We start from the raw sequence: 20,547 nt of genomic DNA on the forward strand, positions 1-20,547 counted from the left end.
GAATTTAAACGAACGAGAAAGGGGCATCGACCTGCGCCGATGCCCCTAGATGAGACACACTTTTTGTCCTATATGCCCGCTGCGCGCGCCCCGAACCCTCAGGCTAAAGCCTTCGGGCGAATTCCTAAAAACTGCCCACTGGGCAGTTTTCTTGACGGAATTCCACCTCATCGGTTCGAATCCCCGCAACCTGACCAGAAAACAAAACAGGCCAGGCAATCGCCTGACCTGTAACATTCAATGGTAGCCTGGAGGGGATTCGAACCCCCGATCTCCGCCTTGAGAGGGCGGCGTCCTAAACCGCTAGACGACCAGGCCAAAAATGGCTGGGGTGGAAGGAGTCGAACCCTCACATACGGCACCAGAAACCGCTGTCCTGCCATTAGACGACACCCCAGTGATTTGTGCGCTCTTGCGGCGCGAGTTGGTATATTACGGACTTCCTAGCGTTTCGTCAAGAACTTTCGCAACTTTTTTTGAAAAATTTGTTCTTCGGCGTTTTCAATCGCGAAGTTCAGATGAGAACGCAGCGCCTCGGGGGTGTTTTCGACCTCGCCTTCGACTACTGCGGCAAGCAGAGCATCGAGGGTTCTGCCGATTTCCGAACCATGAAGATTTCCCAAGTCTGCAACCTCTTTGCCCGACAGTGCGAGCTGCTTCGCGCCGAGCGGCTTTCCGCTGCATTCGAGCGCATCGAGCATGGCGAGTTCTTCATCGACCTCTTTTTCGCGCGCGTCTCCCTTTGGGCCGTGTCCACTCGCGTCGGCTCGCTGGAGTAGGAGTGCCCGTCGCGCGCGGGGTACATCGCCGCCTAGGCAGGCGACGAAAAGACGCAGGGCCTCCTCGCTTGGCGGGAAGCTCGTCATGTTCCATGCGATTGCGTCAGCGGCTTGCTGCGTCTGCTGCCGTCCGATTCGAAGCTGTTGCATGATGCGCGTGGCGGCGATGCTGCTACGCTGCGCGTGGTCGTGGTTCGATTCGGGCTTGGCGATGTCATGAAGGAGCGCCGCCCAACGTAGCGCCTCGTTTTCCGGCGCGGCGGAGACGCTATGGGCGAGATGTCCGAGTAAGTCGTAAGCGTGTCGTTTCGATTTCAGCTTAAAGCCACGTGCGACTTCGAGCTCCTTTATGGCTTGTACGACGATGGGGAATTCGTTTTCAATGACACGTCCCGCATAGGGCCCGCATAAAAGCTTGGTCAATTCGCTTCCCGTGCGTTCGCGCGCAACGCTGTCAAGCAGGTGCGCGCATGAGAATGCGGCATCGCGCGTGGCGGGCTCGATCTCGAAGCCGGTTTGCGCTTCGAAGCGCGCCGCGCGAAGTATGCGCAAGGGGTCTTCCTCGAAACGCTTGCGCGCATCGCCCACGGCTCGAATCGTTCGGGCCTCGATGTCGCTCGCGCCGTCGAACGGGTCGAAGATGCCGCGCGTAGGGTGAAAGGCGATGGCGTTCATGGTGAAGTCGCGCCGTGCGAGGTCGAGTTCGATGCTGTCGACGAATTCCACGTAGTCGGGGTGTCGCGAGTCGGAATAGGGCCCTTCGATGCGATAAGTGGTGATCTCGATGGGTTCCCCGCTTACGATGGCGGTAACGGTGCCGTGCTTCACTCCCGTTTCGTGCACGGCGTATCCGGCGTCGCGCATGATACGTTTGGTATGCTCCCAGGGCGCGTTTGTCGCAATGTCGGCGTCATGGGGCATGCGCCCCATGAGCGTGTCGCGTACCCAGCCGCCTACAATCCACGCTTGGTAACCGCTTTTTTCAAGGACGCGAATTGCCAATGCCGCAGGGGAGTGGGCTATTATGTCGATTCGAGTATCCATGGGGAAAGCATAGTGGAAAAGTGCTGGTTGAAGTCCGTGTTTTGCGATGTAGCACGTATTTTTTGCAAAGCCCGAAAACACCGATTGATACTTTCTTCGATTTTCTTCTTTAAATGGCTTCCCTGGCATTTTCGCTGATATTTCGCTGGAGCTTTTTCTTCTATAGAATCGCTGTCCGTTCCTCGAATCGCGCGACGATCGCCGCGCAAAACAACTCAGGCGTTGCGGATGATTAATGGGGCATTCGCGACTTGACACGAGGAGGAGATTGACTCATGGGGTACCTTGAAAATGCCGCTTGCAATGGGAGGCGTCCGAAGAAGATTGGGCCGCAAAGGATTTATTCAAGGCCTCGTCTCGTTAAGCGATTGGTGGCAGAGCGCGATGTCGCGAGATTCGTGGTCGCCCCTTCGGGTTTCGGCAAAACAAGTCTAGGACTCGAATATGCGGCATCGATGTTCTCGTTTCGCGGCGTTCATTGGCTCGATTGCTCGAGCCCATGCTTTCTGCGCGATTTGGATGCGGGGATAATTGCCAAAACGCTTATTGCGCGACCGGCGCAGTTGGGCCTTGTGGTGTTCGACGACGTCCCCTTTTTGGCGGATGCACGTTCGGAGTGTTTCTCGCATGAAATTGATGCGCTTCTTGAGGCGGGTTGCGAAGTGCTCGTTACCACGACGCCTGCGTTCGGCGCTATCGCTGATGCCCAGCGTGATTGCGTTATCGTCGGAGCTCGCGACTTGCTTGTCGACGATTGCGAGCTTTCCTCGAGCCATGTGGCGTCGGTTGAGGGCTTGCGTGAATGCGATCGCGTTCCTGCTTTTTATGGGGCGGGCAAGATGGCATGCGCGAGTTTTTGCGCGGTATGCGCCTTGGAGAGATGCCTTCAGAAATGCGCGCTCCCGTATTCGTGATGGAAGCCTTGCAAGTGGGCTCCTTCGATGACCTGTCGGCCGTTTCCGGAGGTGTGCGAGCCGATGCGCGCCGCTTCATCAGTGAACATTACCCCTATGTGGGCGTTGATTTAGCCGATGAGACTTTCGAGGCGCACGGGTTTGATGTAGCGCAGGTGATGGAGGGTTTGGGGGAGTCGATTGATTCGCTTGGCCGAGTCGCAACCCCCTCTGCGCGCGATGCTCTTTCTGCGAAGGTCGCCTGCATGCTCGCTGCTCGTGGAATGGGGCCGCGCGCATGCGAAATCATGCAGATAGCCTGCGCCCGCAAGCGTCGAATTTCGTGGATTTTGCAGCAGCAGTGGCATCTGTTCGATTCGGGATGCGTGCGTCCTTTGCAGGAGCTCTTCGAGAGCTTGGGATCTCGAAGCACGGGTCTTGACGCCTCGATGGTAGCTGCTGCTTCGGGAAGATTGTTTGTGCTCGGCGAGAGGGAGCGCGCCTCGTCTGTCGCGCGCTGCGCATTGGGTATGCGGGGAATATCGTCAACCGATGCGCTCATGTGCGCGCTCGTCGCGCTTGATGCGGGCGGCGAATCGGCGCGAAGTGCGGCGCTCGAGACGCTCGGGAATATCGCGGCAGGCAAGGTTGAGGTTCTTGCGAACGACGCATTGGCGGGTCGTATCGCCGTCTCGGCGATCGCGCTTCATAAGGGAGACGTCGCGGCGGCGTGCCGGGCATTGCGCAATGCAGGCGTCGATACCCATGTGCTGCGCACGGCGACGGTGTATTGCGCGACGCTGCTGAGGCGCGTCTTCCGCCGTGCGAACGGGGAGGACCTCGCCATGGTGCTTTCAGCCTCTCGCGCGCTTGTGGATCGCATGGTCGATTCGACCGAAGAGGCAACGGTGTGCGAAGCGATTTTGGTTGCAGCCGTTGTGGAATCTGGCGTGGATGTGCCTCTTTCATCCAGCCGCCAGCGCGCATGCGATGCGCTGGCGGCTGGACTCGCCGAACAGCGACGCGGTCGAACGCAGCCGAGCCTTGCGCCGGCACAGATGCCTTTGGGCGATTGCGCCATGCAGAGCCCTCGCCCTGCCGTTATTCCCGAGATGCGCGTGAATATATTCGGAGGAATGGAAGTGACCATTGGCGGGGTTGCGGTCGACCCCCATTTGTTCGCGAAGCAGCGTACGAAAACGCTGTTGGCCGTGCTCGTGTTGTTTCGCGGGAAGGAAATCGCGCGGCCTGAATTGCTTCGCATTATGTGGCCCGATGCGACGCCCGAGCGCGCTACGAACAACTTCTATTCGCTATGGTGCCGCCTTCGTCGGGCTCTTGGTGCCGAGCATGACGAAGATTGCCCCTACCTTGTGCGCCATCGCGCAAGCGTCATGGTAGATACGCGTTATGTGAAAAGCGACGTGGACGAATTCGATGCGCTTTGCCGCACCCTTCTGTTCGACGAGCCCAACGCCCGCGCATGGCTTGCCGTATTCGAGAAGATGGAGGAGTCGTTCTCGTGCGATTTGCTTCCGTCTGAAACGGAGAACGCTTTCATTGCCGCCATGCGCTTGAAGTATCGTGCGCGACGAATCGACGCGTACGTCAGTGCGGCGTTGCGGCTGGTAGATGCGGGCGAAGCGGATACGGCGCTGTGGTTTGCCGAAGTCGCGGCGGATGCGTGTCCCGGCCGCGAAGATGCCGCGTTTGCCCTTATGCGCGCGCAGGCGGCGAGTGGTCAGCGCGTCCAGGCTATGGAAACCTATCGGCTGTGCGCGAAGCATCTTGCCGAGGAGCTGGGCATCGACCCGGGCGATCGCATGCGGGAAATGTACTGCGAGCTGCTCAATGGGAAAGAGCCGATGCAAAAGTCGGCCGAATGAAACTATTGGGTGACGGTTCTTTGTTTGCTTGATGCCCGTTTGCCTCTGTTCCTGTTCGCTGTGGTAAAGTTGCCGAGCGTGTATAGCTACGCGTGTATTCGCGCATATCATTCGAAAATCGATGCCGCCCACTATGCGTTCGTGGGCGAGATGAGGAAGACCATGGGATTTCTTTCGAAGCTCCTCACGTTTGGCGAGGGCAAGCAGCTCAAGCGCTATCAATCGCTCGTTGACAAAATCGGCTCGCTTGAGCCATCCATGCAGGCGCTCACCGATGCCGAGCTCGTGGCTCTTACCGCTGCTTATAAGGAGCGCGCGGCGAATGGCGAAAGCCTTGACAGCCTTCTGCCCGAGGCATTCGCCACGGTGCGCGAGGCCGGCCAGCGTGTTATGGGCATGCGTCATTTCGACGTGCAGCTCATTGGCGGCATGGCGCTTCATGAAGGCCAAATTGCCGAAATGAAAACCGGCGAAGGCAAAACGCTCGTTTCTACGCTTGCCGGTTATTTGAATGCGCTTTCCGGCGAAGGCGTGCACATCGTTACCGTGAACGACTACCTCGCTCGCCGAGACAGCGAGTGGATGGGCCGTTTGTATCACTTCTTGGGTATGGAAGTGGGCTTGGTGCAAAATGGCATGCGCCAGTCCCAACGTATTCCCGCATATAAAGCCGATGTGACGTATGGCACCAATGCCGAATTCGGTTTCGACTACCTGCGCGACAACATGGTAACCCGCGCGAGCGCCCGTGTGCAGCGCGGCCACAACTTCGCCATCGTCGACGAGGTCGACTCCATCCTTATCGACGAGGCACGCACCCCGCTCATCATTTCCGGCGCGGGCGTGAAGGCCGCCGATACCTACAAGAAGTTCTCCCAGGCGATGTTCGGTCTAGTTCGCGACGAAGACTATGAGCTCGATGAGGCGAAAAAGACCATCTTCGCGACTGAGACTGGCTTGGCGAAAATCGAGGCCCGCTTGGGCATCGACGATATCTACGACGACCCTTCGGGCCAGCTTGCGAACCACTTGCAACAGGCCTTGAAGGCCCACTTCATGTTCCATCGCGATATCGATTATGTTGTAGTGGGCGGCGAGGTGAAAATCGTCGACGAAAACACGGGTCGCATTATGGAAGGCCGTCGCTGGTCGGAAGGCCTGCATCAGGCGATGGAAGCGAAGGAAAACGTTCGCATTCGCGAAGAGAACCAAACCCTCGCGACCATCACATTGCAGAACTACTTCCGTCTCTACGACAAGCTCTCGGGCATGACGGGTACCGCCATGACCGAAGATGCCGAGTTCCGTCAGATCTACAAGCTGCCCGTCGTGGCCATTCCGCCGAACAAGCCCGTCATTCGTAAAGACGAAAACGATCTGGTGTACCGCACTATCGAGGCGAAATATCAAGCCGTGGCCGATGACGTGCAGGAACGCCATGCGGCCGGCCAGCCTTGCTTGGTTGGCACCGTTTCGGTTGAAAGCTCCGAGAAGCTCTCGCGTCTGCTCGACAAGCGCGGCATTCCCCACGAGACCTTGAACGCGAAGAACCACGAGCGCGAGGCGCATATCGTCGCGCAGGCGGGCCGCCTGGGCGCTGTGACCATCGCGACGAACATGGCTGGCCGTGGTACCGACATTTTGCTCGGCGGCAACCCCGAGGTGCTCGCCGACGACGTGCTGCGCCAGCGCGGCTTCGACCCCGAAGCAACCCCCGAGACCGAGGCGCAGGAAGGCGAGAACCAGCTGAAGGTTCCTACGCAGGCCGATCGCGATGCGGCGCTCGCCCAGGCGAAGGAAACGTGCAAGCGCGAGCAGGAACAGGTGCGCCGTGCGGGTGGCTTGGCCGTTATCGGCACCGAACGCCACGAGAGCCGACGCATCGACAACCAGCTGCGTGGCCGCGCCGGCCGCCAGGGCGACCCGGGCCTCACACAGTTCTACCTCTCGCTCGAAGACGACCTCATGCGTCTGTTCGGCGGCAATCGCATGGATTCCATCAGCCGCATGATGGAAAAAACCGGCGCGACCGACGACATGCCGATTCAAGCGGGCATGGTGACCAAGGCTATCGAAAGCGCTCAGCGCCAGGTCGAGGCCATGCACTTCGCCGCTCGTAAAAACGTGCTCGAATACGACGACGTCATGAATCTGCAGCGTAATGCCATCTATAAGGAGCGCAACGCGATTCTCGACGGCAAAGACTTGTCTTCTCGCATCGAGGAAATCGTCGACGACGAAGTCGATGCTGTGATTGACGAGAATTGCCCGGCCAAGCTGCCGAGCGACGACTGGGACATGAAGGCCGTTGACGTGTGGGCGGCGAATATGACGGGCGAAGCTTCCTTCAAGGCCGAGGAAGTCGACCATGAAGACGACCCCGAGGCTCTCGAAGACGCCCTTGAGGAATATCTCATGGGCACGTATCGCTCCAAGGAAGAAACCCTTGGCGCCGACGCGATGCGCCAGCTCGAAAGCCAGGTTATGCTGCGCATCATGGATGTGCGTTGGATGAACCACCTGCAGGCGATGGATTATTTGAAGACGGGCATTGGCCTGCGCGCCTTCGGCCAGCGCGACCCGCTCGTCGAATATAAAGAAGAAGCGCATCGCGCATTCTCGGAGCTCACGTCTTCGATGTACGAAGACTTTCTGCGCACGCTGCTGCGCCTGCGCATCGCTGCTCCCGTGGAGCAGGAAGAGTCGTCGCCCCTCGATGGCAAGGTGAGCTATTCCTCGCCCGAGGCCGCTCTTTCCGAAAATACCATCGCCGGCCGCGGTGTTCGTCCCACGCAGGCAACCGCTGGCCAGCCGCCGAAGCCCGCGGCGACGGCGAAGCCGAAGACGTATCGCAAAGATGAAGATTCCGATCCCTATGTGAACGTGAAGCCGAACGATCCTTGCCCGTGCGGAAGCGGGAAGAAGTTCAAGAAGTGCCACGGTTTCAATAGGTGATGCAATATCGCGCCGTCTAGAGGGGCGGCGCGGTGATGGATGTCGTACACCGCTTGACGGCCAATCTCGCAGTGAGGCGCTGATTGCATTTGAATTGCATTTCGCTTTCTGCTGGATTCGGCGTTGGAACGATATCTGCTTTTGCTCGGCCCGATGTATTGTCGGGCCGTTGCTTGTATCAGGGCTTGCGTGCTCGCCTTGGGGCGCGTTGCCGAAATGCTGTTTTTGAATTCTGAATGGTTTGAGCTATGGCTGAGAAAGAAAACCTGAATATCGACGATGTTGCCGAGCGTTTGGCTGCGGCGCGTGAATACCTGCATATCGAGGACTCCAAAGCCGAGCTCGTCAATCTCGACCATAAGGCCGCGCAGCCTGGTTTCTGGGATGACGCGGCTGCGGCACAGGAAGTTTCGAAGAAGGCGAGCAATCTGCGCGACACGCTCAATGCGTATGACGTCGCGTGCGGCCTGCTTGACGATGCGCGTGCTGCCGATGAACTCGCCAGTGAAGACGAAGGCTTCGCCGCCGAGGTTCAAATGTGCCTCTCGCGCCTCGATTCCATGCTCGATCAATTCGAAATCGATTCCTGGTTCGCCGACGACCTCGATTCCTCTGACGCCATCGTGTCGGTAAACCCTGGCCAAGGCGGGCTTGAGGCGCAGGACTGGACCGACATGCTCTATCGCATGTACTCGCGATACGTCGAGAAAAAGGGATGGAAACTCAAAGTGCTCGATGTGGTGCCGGGCGAGGGCATTGGCCTTGATCGCGCGGTGTTCCAGGTGGAAGGCAAAAACGCCTATGGCATGCTGCGCAGTGAGCATGGGGTGCACCGACTCGTGCGCATTTCGCCGACCGACATCAAGGGCCGCCGCCAAACGACGTTCGCCAGTGTGGAGGTCATGCCCGTGATGTCCGACGACATCGAGGTGAATTTGAACCCGAACGACGTGCGCGTCGACGTATACCGCTCGAGCGGTCCAGGCGGCCAGTGCGTGAACACCACCGATTCGGCCGTGCGACTCACGCATATTCCCACGGGTATCGTCGTTACTTGCCAAAACGAGAAAAGCCAGCTTATGAACAAGGAATCCGCGTTCAAGGTGCTGCGCGGCAGGTTGTACGAGCTTGAGCGCCAAAAGCGTGATGCCGAACTCGATGCCATTCGTGGCGAAAAACAGGAAAACGGCTTCGGTAGCCAGATTCGCAACTACGTGCTCTATCCGTACCAGCTTGTGAAAGACCTGCGTAGCGGCGTCGAAACGAGCAACGTCGATGCTGTGCTTGACGGCGATATCGATGAATTCGTTGTGGGCTATCATCGTTGGCGCGTATCCCAATAGCCCGAAACGCGAATTTGCGATACGATGCAATCAATTGCGTGATGAGGCGTCCCGCGCATGCGGGGCGCTTTTTTCTTGAACGACAGAAAGGGGCGTCGTGAATCTCGAAGAGCTAAAGAGCATGGCCGGCGATATCCGCGTCGATATCGTGAAAATGGTGGCCGAAGCGGGAAGCGGGCATCCGGGTGGTTCGCTTTCGGCAGCAGACATTATGTGCGCGTTGTATTTCGGGGGCGTGCTCAAGCACGATGCGGAAAATCCGAAGGCCGAAGACCGTGACCGTTTCCTTCTTTCGAAGGGCCATGCGGCACCGGCGCTTTACGCCACGCTTGCCGAGGCTGGCTACTTCCCGAAAGAAGAGCTCGCCACGCTGCGCAAGCTGCACAGCCGCCTTCAGGGCCATCCCGATTGCAGGAAGCTTCCGGGCGTTGAGGCATCTACGGGCTCGCTCGGCCAGGGCCTCTCTATCGCTGCCGGCATGGCGCTCGGCCTGAAGCTCAACGGTTCTGAGTCTTCGGTGTTCACCCTTATGGGCGACGGCGAATGCCAAGAGGGCCAGGTGTGGGAAGCTGCGATGTTCGCGGCTCACAAGGGCCTCGATAACCTGGTCGCCATCGTCGACCACAACCACCTGCAAATCGACGGCCGCATTGAAACCGTATGCTCGCCGGAAGACTTGGGCGACAAGTTCCGCTCGTTCGGCTGGCAGGTGTTCCAGTGCGACGGCAACGACATGGAAGCCATTCTCGCCACGCTTGAAAGTGCTAAGGAATCTCGCAGCGGCAAGCCGTGCGTGATCGTCGCCGAAACCACCAAGGGTAAGGGCGTTTCCTTCATGGAAGACCAGGCTGGCTGGCATGGCAAGGCGCCGAACGCCGAGCAAACCGAGCAGGCCCTCGCCGAACTCACCGCGAACAAGGAGGCTAAATAATGGCTGCAGAGAAAAAAGCAACCCGCGCCGCCTACGGTGAGACGCTGGTCGAATTGGTGGAACAGGGTATCGACGTCGTAGCCGTTGAGGCCGACCTTTCTGGTTCCACCACCACCAAAAAGCTGGGCGCTGCGCATCCCGAGCGCCTGGTGAACGTCGGCATCGCCGAACAAGATATGGTTGGCGTGGCCGCTGGTCTCTCGCTCACGGGCCACACCGCATTCACTGGCTCGTTCGCCGTGTTCGGCACTGGCCGTGTGTATGATCAAATTCGCAACACCGTGTGCTATGCGAATCTGAACGTGAAAATCGCCCCTACGCATGCCGGCATTTCCGTAGGCCCCGACGGCGGCAGCCATCAGATGGTCGAAGATATCGCCCTTATGCGCGTGCTGCCGAACATGCGCGTTCTCGTTCCCGCCGACTACTACGCTGCGAAGGCCGCCATTAAGCTGGCCGCCGAAACGCCGGGCCCCGTGTATGTGCGCATGGGCCGCGCATCGGTGCCGTGCGTCTATGAGCCGGGCAAAGAGCTCGAGATGGGTCGCGCATACGTGCTTCGCGAGGGCAGCGATGTTTCCATCGTCGCCTGCGGCGTCGAAATCGATGAGGCCCTGAAGGCCGCTGACTTGCTGGCCGCTAAAGGCATTTCCGCAGAGGTTATCGACGCATTCTGCGTGAAGCCGCTCGACGAAGACACCATTTTGGCGTCGGTCGAGAAGACGGGCTGCATTGTGACCGCTGAAGAGCATTCCGTTATCGGCGGCCTTGGTGGCGCCGTGGCGGAATGCCTGGCCGCAAAGCATCCCGCTCCGCTCGAGCGCGTGGGCATGCAGGATTGCTTCGGCACGTCGGCAAGCTACGAGGAACTGCTCGTGGAATTCCACATGGATGCCGCCGCTATCGCCGAGGCGGCCAAAAAGGCCATCTCTCGCAAATAGCGCGTCAGGGCGTCGTTTGTTCAAGGCCGGGTTTTGCCCGGCCTTTTCTTTATGCCGGCGAGTTTCTTAGGTGCGGCGCTCCTCCATGCTTTCAGGCTCTATTCAGTGCAGTGTTTGTTTCGTAGCGAAGCGAGCAGGGATTTGCGTGTCTTGGTAGAATAAGCGGGTTGAGTCCAGTAACCATTATTTGAACGGAGCACTCTGTGACGAACACCAATGACGCGCGACGTCGCGATCCCCTCGAAGCGGGGGCTACGTCGCGGGTGACGCCGCCTGTGGGCCGCCATGCCGCCCATGCAGGCTCCAACGTCGCTCAATCCGCGGGCGCCACTTCGGCAAACCGCGCTGTGAGCCCCCAGGCAACTGGCGCGCTCCCCGCAATGAACAAACTTGCACCCGGCCACGCTGGCCGCGGTCACCATGCTCCCGCCCAGCCGGCCATTCGTTCCGACTTGTCGGCGGCGCTTCCTTCGCTTTCGCTTGAAGACGCGCAGCAGTCCCAGCCCATGGGTGCGCCTGTCATCACCTTCGATCATGTGACGAAGGTCTACCAGGCGCAGCCGAACAAGCCTTCGCTGCACGATATCTCCCTGCAAATCTATGCGGGCGAGTTCGTCTTCCTCGTTGGCCATTCGGGTTCGGGCAAGTCTACCTTCATCAAGCTCATTACCCGCGAGCTCAAGCCGTCGAGCGGCCATATTTATGTTGCCGATGAAGATCTTACGACCATGCGCGACTGGCGCGTACCCTATCTTCGCCGCAACATTGGCTGCGTTTTCCAAGACTTCAAATTGCTGCCGAACAAAACCGTTTTCGAGAACGTTTCGTTCGCGCTCGAGGTTATCGGCAAGAGCCGCCACGTGATTAAGACTCAGGTCCCCGAGGTTTTGCGCCTGGTTGGCCTGCAAGATAAGCTTAACAAGCGTCCCGATCAGCTTTCTGGTGGCGAGCAGCAGCGTGTTTCCATTGCGCGCGCCATTGTGAATCGTCCGCCGCTTCTGGTGTGCGACGAGCCCACGGGCAACCTCGACCCGCAAACTTCGCGCGGCATTATGGATCTGCTCGAGCGCATTAATCGCACCGGTACCACGGTGCTCGTGGCAACGCACGACCGCGAAATGGTCGACAACATGCGTCGTCGCGTTATCGCTCTCGACAACGGCCAGTTGACCCGCGACCAAGATAGGGGTGTGTACGGTTTCGATGTCTAGTCTTTTCTACTTCTTCAAAGAATCGCTCACGGGCTTTACGCGAAACCTTTCCACGACGCTCGGTTCGATTATCACGATTTTCCTATCCCTGCTCATCATCGGCATTTTCCTTGTTGGCGGCCTTATCGTCGACAACACGGTGAAGTCGGTGGAAGACAAGGTTTCCATCACGGCGTATGTGTCTGACGATGCCGAACAATCCGACATCGATACGGTCATGAAGGCCATCGAGAAGATGGACGGCGTGCAAAGCGTCAGCTTCACCACGAAAGACGAAGCCCTGCAGAACTTCAGCAATTCCATGAGCTCCAGCGAAATCGTCGACCAGCTTGATGGCATGAATCCTCTGCCGGCTTCCATCGACGTTGAGCTCGCCGACCCGCAGATGGTTGAGGGCATCGCCTCTCAAATCGAGGGTAACTCCACGTTCGCGAAAATCGCCGACGAGGAAAACCCCGCCGACAGCATCAAGTATGGTCAGAGCAGCGTGAAACGCCTGTTCGAGCTCACGAACTACATTCGCTACATCGGCGTCGCGCTCGTTGCCCTGCTCATCTTCATTGCGCTGGTGTTCATCAACAACACCATCCGCTTGGCCATTTTGGCACGCCGCAAGGAAATCGCCATCATGCGTCTCGTGGGCGCGAGCAACGGCTTCATTCGCGGGCCTTTCCTTATGGAAGGCGCGATGCATGCCGTTATCGGTTCGGCCCTTGCCATTCTGACCATTGAAATGCTGCGCCGCTTCGCGCTGCCGCAGGTTTCGAACACCTTGGCATGGCTACCCATCGATTTGTCCATGACGTCGTATCTCATGATCTACGCCGCGCTTATCGTCGCCGGCTTGGTCATTGCTGGTATTGGTTCGCTGTTCGCTATGCGACGCTACTTGAAGGTGTAAATAGCCCCCATGTCTATGTCTGTGCGACACCGCAAAGGCCACATCGACGTAACGACCCGCAACGCGCGCATCATAAAGCAACTCGCTTTATGCATGTGCGCGGTTGCGCTTTTTTGCGCCGGTTTCGTCGTGCGCGGAAACCACGACCTTATGAGTCGTTTGGGAATTGAAGAGCCGGAAACGAAAGCCGCCGTCCAGGCGGCTTCGGCCGATTCTGGCGAGGTTGCCTCGCGTCTGAACGAGGTTGAAGGCATTTTGGCGAAATCGAGCCTCGATTCCTACGATACCGATGCCTGCACGTCTGCGGTTTTGGATTCGTTCCTGCAATCCACGAACGACACCTTCACGCGCTACTATTCCGCTGATCGCTATTCGACCTATGTCGACGTAACGGCGTCGGAGGATTATCCAGGCGTGGGCGTGTTCTTCTCGGAATACAACGGCCAAGCCTATGCGCTCGATGTGTTTGAGGGCTCTTCGGCGAGCGACGCGGGCGTTTTGCCGGGCGATTTCGTGGTGGCCATCGATGGCGATCGTTCGCAGGAATGGACGTCGACTGAAGTTATCAATGCCGTGCAGCGCGAGGCTGGCTCGACCGTCGTCATTACGTGGCGTCGGCCTACGTCCCTCGATGCTTCGGGCGGCGATGAATTCACCACGACGCTCGTGTGCACCGATTACACTGAGCCGAATGTGACTGCCCAGCTGCAGAACAACGTCGGCTATATCAAACTGCGCCAGTTCACGCAGAACGCCGATTCGCTCGTGCGCCAGGCGATAGAAGAGCTCTCTTCGCAAGGGGCTCAGTCGTTCGTGCTCGATTTGCGCGATAACCCCGGTGGCTATTTGAACAAGGCGGTCGACGTGGCTTCGCTGTTCGTGAAGAGCGGCGTCGTGGTCGAAATCGACACGGTCGACGCCCAAACTACCAAGCAAGTTTCGGGCAATGTGGCAACCGATGCGCCGGTCGTCGTTCTCGTGAACGGCAACACCGCAGGTTCCGCTGAGGTTCTCGCGGCTGCGTTGCGCGATTCGAACCGTGCGACGTTGGTGGGCGTCAATACCATGGGCCGCGGTTCTGTGCAGGTTACTAAGCCGCTTTCGTTCGGCGGCGCGTTGCGCTATACCGCCGCGCGTTACAAGAGCCCTTCGGGGTATACGATCGATGGCGTGGGCGTGTCGCCTGACGTAGTGATTTCCTTGCGCGAGGGATCGTCGGTCGACAATCAGAAGGAAATCGCCATCGAGACGGCTGGCTCGCTCGTTGTCGACTAGGACAGGCGCTGTATTTACATATGATTGCCTCCAAGCCGAGGTTGCGACGTTGTTCGTGACCTCGGTTTGTTGTTTCGTTGCGTAGGTTTGCCTTTGGCGGGGCTCATGCCTCCTCGGCGCTTCATGGGTTTTTGCGGTTACGGTTCGCTTTCGACTCTTCCTTCTTGCTGAGTTCTATGCGAAAGTAATCTCGTTTTTGCTTATGCCTCGACAAACTGCGAGCTTCGGTGGGCTTCGCAGCTGCTTCTTTTACTCATATTCCATTTGACCTATGAAGGGATGCTATGTCTCGTTCACGTACAAGAAAAAGCTCTGCCCGCCGCACCCCGCGCATTTTGCCGCAAGGCGTTTTGAAGATGTCGGGCGCTGGATACGGTTTTGTGCAGACTTCCGAAGGGGAGTTCTTTATTCCCGCCTCTAAAACGGCTGACGCTTTCGATGGCGATGTGGTGGAGGTCGCTTGCATTCACGATGGCGAACGCGAGGGTGGCTTTGAAGATAGGCTTCGTGGGCGCGTGGTTCGCGTGGTTGGCCGCGCTCACGAAACGGTTGTCGGGCGATATGAAATCGCCGAACCCTTTGGGGTCGTTGTTCCTGAAGACCCCCGCATCAAGCATGACATCTTCACCTTGCGCAGCGATGCTCCCCATGTGAAAGATGGCGACATCGTGCGCGTGCGCATGACCTCGTTCCCGTCGCGGCGAGAGCCCGCGCAGGGCGTGGTCGAGGAAGTGCTTGGGCACGAAGGCCAGCCTGGGGCCGATGTCGAGCTCATTATTGCTCGCCATAAGCTGGCAACATCGTTTTCGGCAACATCGCTTGCCGAAGTTGAAGGCGCTGACGTCGATGCCGACGCCGCTTTCAACAGCGGACGCTATGTCGATTTGAGAAGCGAGCTCGCGTTCACGGTCGACCCCGATGATGCGAAAGATTTCGACGATGCCGTAAGCGCGGCGTGCGTTTGGCTCGATGGCCCCGCAACGCTTCGCAGTGCCCATAGGGCGCTTGCCGCCAAGAAGGAGGGCAGCTCCGGGCTGGGCATTGCCTGCGCGGCAGACGATGCTTCTTCGGCTGCAGGCGCGCGGTTCTTCATTCTGGGCGTCCATATTGCCGATGTATCGCACTACGTTCCTTGGAATTCTCAGGTCGACTTCGAGGCTCGCGAACGCGCGACGAGCGTGTATTTGGTCGATCGCGTGCTGCCCATGCTTCCCGAGACGCTTTCGAACGATGTGTGCTCGCTGCGGCCACATGAAGAACGCCGCGCGATGAGCGTCGAGATGCTCATCGATGAAAAGGGCTTTGTTCGGGACACGCGAATAACCCCGTCGGTCATCAAGTCGAAAGCGCGGCTCACGTATGGCGCCGTGCAAGTTTCCATTGACGCTTTGCAGGCTGGCGATTTTCAGGCGGCGGTTGCGGCCCTGCGGCCTATGGCTGGCACGTTTGCCGAAGACATCGCGCAATCGATTGGCGTTCTGCATGAAATCGCTCAGGCACTCCACGCCAATCGCGTGCGTCGTGGAGGCATGGATTTCGAGAGTGAAGAGGCCAAGGTTCGCTTAAACGATGAAGGCGTGCCCGTCAGCGTGGCTATTCGTCGCAAAACCGATGCGACGGCACTTGTCGAGGAGGCCATGATCGCCGCCAATGAGGCGGTTGCTCGATATTTGCGCGATGCGGGAATTCCGTCGATTTTTCGCGTGCATGAGCCGCCTTCGTCGGGCGATTTGGCAGAACTCGTGCCAATACTTCAGGAATTTGGCTACGACAGGCACGTATCGCTTGCGAATTTCAAGGCGGGCGATCCGTTCGCCATCCAGCAGGTGCTCTCGTTCGCGCGTGGGCGCAGCGAGGAATTCCTCGTGTCGTCGCTTGTGGTGCGCGCAATGAAGCGCGCGGTGTACGTTGATTCGTGCGAGGGGCACTTCGGGCTCGCGAGCACGGCATACACGCACTTCACGAGCCCCATTCGCCGCTATCCCGACCTTATGGTGCATCGCATGCTGAAAGTGGCGCTTTTCGGCCGCACGGGTGAGACCTCGGGTTTGGAATCGGCCCTGGCGCGCATTGCCGACCATGCATCGACCGCGGAACGCACCGCCGAAGAAGCCGCGCGCGAATCTCAGGAGCTCAAGCTGTTCGAGCTGCTCGAGCAGCGCATTGGCGATGAGGTCGATGGCATGATTTCGGGCGTTATGGCCCAGGGCTTCTTCGTGCGCCTGGCCGATACGTGCGAAGGCTTCGTTTCGCTGCGCGATACGGGGGAATACTTTGTGCTCGATGCGGCGCGACGCGTGCTGTTCGGTTCCGATTCGGGCGTGGTCTATCGCTTGGGCACGAAGGTGCGCGTGCGCATTTCGTCGGTGTACCCCTATGCTCGCCGCGCCGACTTCGACCTTGTGCGCCGCATCGGCCCCAGGCTCGTCGCCCGAAAGTAATGCGCTGTTTCTGGCGCGCCTTTTCTCTTCGCGGCGTCGCGGTATACTCAAGGTTCGCAATACCGTAGGGAAGGGGCCATCGTGCTTTCTGAGGAATCGCTTTCTCATATGTGCGCGCCGCGCGTTTTGCATCGCGGGCGCTCGATTGCTGCAGGCGGGCGCTCGGTGTACGATCGCCGCGTGCGCTACGATGGCGAGTCGACCATCATCAACGCGGTCGTGGCTTCCCAAACGAGCTCAACCGAAGGCTATCGCGTTATGGTCGAGCTCAACGAGGGCGCCGATTTCGTCGAAGATTACTCCTGTACGTGTCCGGCGGCGTTTCAGTACGACGGCATGTGCAAGCATGCCGTGGCGCTCGCGCTCGATTACGCAGCTCGTTCCGATAGCTATGCGGGCTTTCGCCGCGATCGTTCTGCAGTATCTTCCGACTGCATCGCCGCGTTCATGGAGCGCGCCGAACGCCTCGAGCGTGACGACACGCCCGATGGAAGCGTCGATGTGCTGTGCGATTTCACCGTGGAATACGGCGAATGGTCCATGGGGCTGCGCGTGGCGACCGACGATGCGACGTACATCGTAAAGAACATCTCCGATTTTTGCCGCCGCCTCGATGAGGGCACGTTTTTCGAGTATGGAAAGAAGCTCGCATTCACCCACGTGCCTTCGCGTTTCACGGAGCGCGGTCGCGCGATAGTCCAGCTCGTCGCGGGCATTGTCGATGCCCAGCGCCGTACGGCACCGCTTTCCTCGTGGCGATACGCTGCTCCGAGCATTGGCCGTACCATGTCCCTTTCCGAAAGCGATATGGTCGATGTGCTTTCAGCCCTGGCGGGCGAGACATTTTCCATCAAAGGCGCCGATGGCATTGCGCCGAGCGTGGCGCGCGTGCGTGTGGTCGATGCCGACCCTGAAATCGCGCTTGCGGTTCGGCCTTCGTCGCGAGGCGGCTTTACCGTTGAGCGCGGCAGCCGCATTTGGCTTGCGGGCCGCGGCTCGAAACTTTTCGTGTGGCTTGGCGGCAGTGAATTCTATCGATGCTCGAACGACTTCATGAAGTGCGCCGATTTTCTGCGCGGCGTTTACGGAAGCGAGGAAAACCGCCCCTTTGTAGCCGAGCGCGACATGCCGCTTTTTTGCGCGACGGCGTTGCCTGCGATTGAGAAGCGTTTGCGCGTCGACCTTCCTTCCGATATCGATAAATACCGCCCTGTCACGTGCTCGCTCGAGTTCTTTTTCGACAAAGACAAAACGAGCGTGACTATGCGCGCCCAGGCTGTGTATGGCGCGATTCGTTACGATTTGGTGGGCGAACTCACCGATCGCCCCGAGCCCGTGGACGTGCCTCTTCCCGTGCGCGATGTGAAGCGCGAAGCGAAGGCTCGCTGTCTTGCCGCGCGTTATTTCGGGGCAGGCGCATCGCTCGCGCTTTCCGACGGAGATGCGGTGGGCGCGCTGCTTTTCGGCGGCCTTGTGGAATTCCGCGAGGCGGGCACGGTGTTCACCACGCCCGCGTTCGATCGTCTTATTCGCGATGTGAAGCCGCGCGTTACCATGGGCGTATCGCTTTCGGGCAACTTGATTAACCTTGTGGTCGATGCGGGTGATTTGCCGGCGTCGGAGCTTTCGGCACTGCTTTCGAGCTATCGACGCCGCAAGCGCTACCACCGCTTGCGTTCGGGCGCGTTCATCGATTTGAAGGAAGCCGATCTTTCTCAACTCGATCGCCTCGCGGGCGATTTGGGCCTTACGGCGCGCGAGCTTGCGAGCGGGAAGGCACTTTTGCCGGCATATCGCGCATTCTATTTGAACGAAGAAGCGAACCTTGAGCGTGACCGAAGCTTTCAGGAATATATCGATCACTTCAAGGCCGTGAACGAGGCCGATTATGCTGTGCCGCCAACGCTTGCAGGGGTGCTCAGGCCGTATCAGGAGTCGGGCTTCCGTTGGCTTTCGGCGCGCTGCGATGCCAATTTCGGGGGCGTTTTGGCCGATGAGATGGGCTTAGGCAAGTCGCTGCAGCTCATTTCCCTTCTTTTGGCCCGCCATGCCAAGCGGCAGCCGTATCCGAGCCTTATCGTGTGCCCGGCGTCGCTTGTGTACAACTGGACGGCCGAGTTCGAGCGATTCGCGCCCGAGCTTTCCGTGGTCGCCGTGGCGGGTGGCGCGCAAGAGCGCCGGGCTGCGCGCCTCGAGGCATTCGGCGGCCATCGACGCGTTGACGTGCTGGTCACCTCATATGACCTGCTTCGTATCGATATCGACGATTGGTCGAGCCGCCGCCTGTTCATATGTGCGCTCGACGAGGCACAATATATCAAAAACCCCGCGGCGCTCACGACGCGCGCGGTGAAAAGCCTTGAAGCCGACCACAAGTTCGCGCTCACGGGCACGCCTATGGAAAACCGTCTTTCGGAGCTGTGGAGCATTTTCGACTTCCTTATGCCCGGGTTGCTGGGACCTTATGCGCGCTTCCGCGAGCGCTTCGAGTCTCCCATCGTGGGCGGCGACGACGCGGTGGCTCGCCGGCTGCAGGCCATCGTCGCCCCCTTCATGCTGCGCCGCTTGAAGGCCGACGTGCTCACCGATTTGCCTGATAAGCTCGAATCGGTGGTGTATGCGAACATGGATATCGAGCAGAGGAAACTCTACGACGCGCACGAGCAGCGCCTTCGCGAAGAGCTTACCGAGCAGCGCATGTTCCGCAAAGAACGCGAAGCGGCCCGCGCTGCGGGAAAGCCTGTGTCAACCGTCGAGGTGCTCGCCGAAATCACGCGCTTGCGCCAGTTGTGCTGCGACCCGCGTTTGGTGTATGAAGATTACCGTGGGCCTTCCGCCAAACTCGACGCGATTGTCGATTTGGTTTCGTCCGCCGTGGAGGGCGGGGAAAAGACGCTCGTGTTCTCGCAATTCACGAGTTTCCTTGAGCTGATTGCCGAGCGGCTGCGCAAGGCGGGCATCGCACATTATTCCATCACGGGCGCTACGCCGAAGAAAGAACGCGTGCGGCTCGTCGATGCGTTCAATGAAGACGACACCCCTGCGTTTCTCGTTTCTCTGAAGGCGGGCGGCACGGGTTTGAATCTTACGGGCGCGTCGGTCGTGATTCATGCCGATCCGTGGTGGAACGCCGCGGCGCAAAGCCAGGCGACCGACCGCGCGCACCGCATTGGACAAACGCGCGTGGTGAGCGTCGAAAAGGTTGTGGCGAAAAACACGATCGAGGAGCGCATCGTGCGTCTGCAACAAACGAAAAGCGAACTCGCCGACCAAGTTGTGGGCGCGGGCGGAATTTCACTCGCATCGCTCGATGCCGACGATTTGTACGAGTTGTTGCAGGGGTAGGGGCGGTTTCCTTAATCTGCATGACACTCCATGAGCGCATCGAACGGTATAATGGCGCGAGCTGCCGCGTTTTTCGGCGGCGTGAAGCACGAATGAGAGGTGGCGCGTGGCGCGCGAAAAGAAGCAAATCGCGAAAAACCGCAAGGCTTTCCACGATTACGAAATAATTGAAACGTTTGAGGCGGGCATCGCGCTCACGGGCACCGAGGTGTGCTCGCTGCGCGAGAACAACTGCCAGCTTACTGACTGCTTCGTGCTCATTCGCAAGGGCGAGGCGTGGCTCAACGGGCTGCATATCTCGCCGTATTCGCATGGCAATTTGAACAATCCCGACCCCGACCGCAAGCGCAAGCTGCTGCTTCATCGCAAGCAGATTCGCTATTTGGAGCAGAAAACGCGCGAGGCGGGACTGGCAATTGTTCCTATTGGAATTTACTTCTCGACAAACGGCTTGGTGAAGCTTGAAATCGCGCTTGCCCGTGGCAAGAAGCTGCACGATAAGCGCCAGGCGATGGCGGAACGCGATTCCAAACGCGAAATCGCTCGCGCGTTGAAAATGCGTTCTCGTTAATTGGCAAGGTGCCCTGCGGGGCTTGAACAGG

Annotated in this window: 13 protein-coding genes and 2 tRNA genes; 12 read left to right on the forward strand and 3 right to left on the reverse strand. The window is 59.0% G+C overall.

Annotation, left to right across the window (positions count from 1 at the left end; translation table 11 throughout):
• Positions 1-241 precede the first annotated feature (241 nt).
• The 3 genes from Q0D41_RS00005 to Q0D41_RS00015 form a co-directional block, all read right to left on the reverse strand.
• Positions 242-318, reverse strand: a tRNA-Glu gene (locus Q0D41_RS00005).
• A gap of 5 nt (positions 319-323) precedes the next feature.
• Positions 324-397, reverse strand: a tRNA-Gln gene (locus tag Q0D41_RS00010).
• 46 nt (positions 398-443) lie between these two features.
• The gene (locus Q0D41_RS00015; RefSeq protein WP_294373353.1) at positions 444-1,823 is read right to left on the reverse strand and encodes a CCA tRNA nucleotidyltransferase; all 1,380 of its coding nucleotides are present in this window, start codon (positions 1,821-1,823) and stop codon (positions 444-446) included.
• Positions 1,824-2,194: 371 nt separating this feature from the next.
• On the opposite strand from Q0D41_RS00015, the gene Q0D41_RS00020 reads away from it, so the two are divergent.
• The 12 genes from Q0D41_RS00020 to smpB all read left to right on the forward strand — a co-directional run bounded on the left by Q0D41_RS00020 (position 2,195) and on the right by smpB (position 20,516).
• The gene (locus Q0D41_RS00020; protein ID WP_294373356.1) at positions 2,195-2,737 is read left to right on the forward strand and encodes a hypothetical protein; all 543 of its coding nucleotides are present in this window, start codon (positions 2,195-2,197) and stop codon (positions 2,735-2,737) included.
• Positions 2,716-4,602, forward strand: a complete 1,887-nt coding sequence (locus Q0D41_RS00025; RefSeq protein ID WP_294373359.1) for a BTAD domain-containing putative transcriptional regulator — start codon at positions 2,716-2,718, stop codon at positions 4,600-4,602. The genes Q0D41_RS00020 and Q0D41_RS00025 overlap by 22 nt, the downstream gene beginning before the upstream one ends.
• A 162-nt stretch (positions 4,603-4,764) precedes the next feature.
• Entirely contained in the window at positions 4,765-7,557 is a 2,793-nt protein-coding gene (gene secA / locus Q0D41_RS00030) for a preprotein translocase subunit SecA (protein ID WP_294374423.1), read from the forward strand.
• A gap of 248 nt (positions 7,558-7,805) precedes the next feature.
• Positions 7,806-8,900 carry a peptide chain release factor 2 gene (prfB, locus tag Q0D41_RS00035; protein ID WP_123218733.1) on the forward strand — a complete coding sequence of 365 codons (1,095 nt, stop codon included), beginning with the start codon at positions 7,806-7,808 and terminating at the stop codon, positions 8,898-8,900.
• Positions 8,901-8,997: 97 nt separating this feature from the next.
• On the forward strand, positions 8,998-9,831 hold the full coding sequence (locus Q0D41_RS00040) for a transketolase (RefSeq protein ID WP_123218734.1): 834 nt from the start codon (positions 8,998-9,000) through the stop codon (positions 9,829-9,831).
• Positions 9,831-10,772, forward strand: coding sequence for a transketolase family protein (locus Q0D41_RS00045; RefSeq protein ID WP_294373368.1), 942 nt, complete (start codon positions 9,831-9,833; stop codon positions 10,770-10,772). Before Q0D41_RS00040 ends, Q0D41_RS00045 begins: the two co-directional genes overlap by 1 nt.
• A gap of 506 nt (positions 10,773-11,278) precedes the next feature.
• Complete coding sequence (ftsE, locus tag Q0D41_RS00050) at positions 11,279-11,983, forward strand: cell division ATP-binding protein FtsE (RefSeq protein ID WP_280176478.1); 705 nt, start codon at positions 11,279-11,281, stop codon at positions 11,981-11,983.
• Positions 11,976-12,884, forward strand: coding sequence for a permease-like cell division protein FtsX (gene ftsX, locus Q0D41_RS00055; protein WP_294373372.1), 909 nt, complete (start codon positions 11,976-11,978; stop codon positions 12,882-12,884). Before ftsE ends, ftsX begins: the two co-directional genes overlap by 8 nt.
• 9 nt (positions 12,885-12,893) lie before the next feature.
• Positions 12,894-14,159, forward strand: a complete 1,266-nt coding sequence (locus tag Q0D41_RS00060; RefSeq protein WP_260162487.1) for a S41 family peptidase — start codon at positions 12,894-12,896, stop codon at positions 14,157-14,159.
• A gap of 284 nt (positions 14,160-14,443) precedes the next feature.
• On the forward strand, positions 14,444-16,600 hold the full coding sequence (locus Q0D41_RS00065) for a ribonuclease R family protein (RefSeq protein ID WP_294373382.1): 2,157 nt from the start codon (positions 14,444-14,446) through the stop codon (positions 16,598-16,600).
• Positions 16,601-16,681: 81 nt separating this feature from the next.
• Positions 16,682-19,945: an SNF2-related protein gene (locus Q0D41_RS00070; protein ID WP_294373386.1), complete on the forward strand. Its 3,264-nt coding sequence runs from the start codon at positions 16,682-16,684 to the stop codon at positions 19,943-19,945.
• Positions 19,946-20,051: 106 nt separating this feature from the next.
• Entirely contained in the window at positions 20,052-20,516 is a 465-nt protein-coding gene (gene smpB, locus Q0D41_RS00075; protein WP_114615995.1) for an SsrA-binding protein SmpB, read from the forward strand.
• The last annotated feature ends 31 nt before the right edge of the window (positions 20,517-20,547 follow it).

This window comes from uncultured Slackia sp. (assembly GCF_934630525.1).
In the GTDB taxonomy this organism is placed as follows: domain Bacteria; phylum Actinomycetota; class Coriobacteriia; order Coriobacteriales; family Eggerthellaceae; genus Slackia.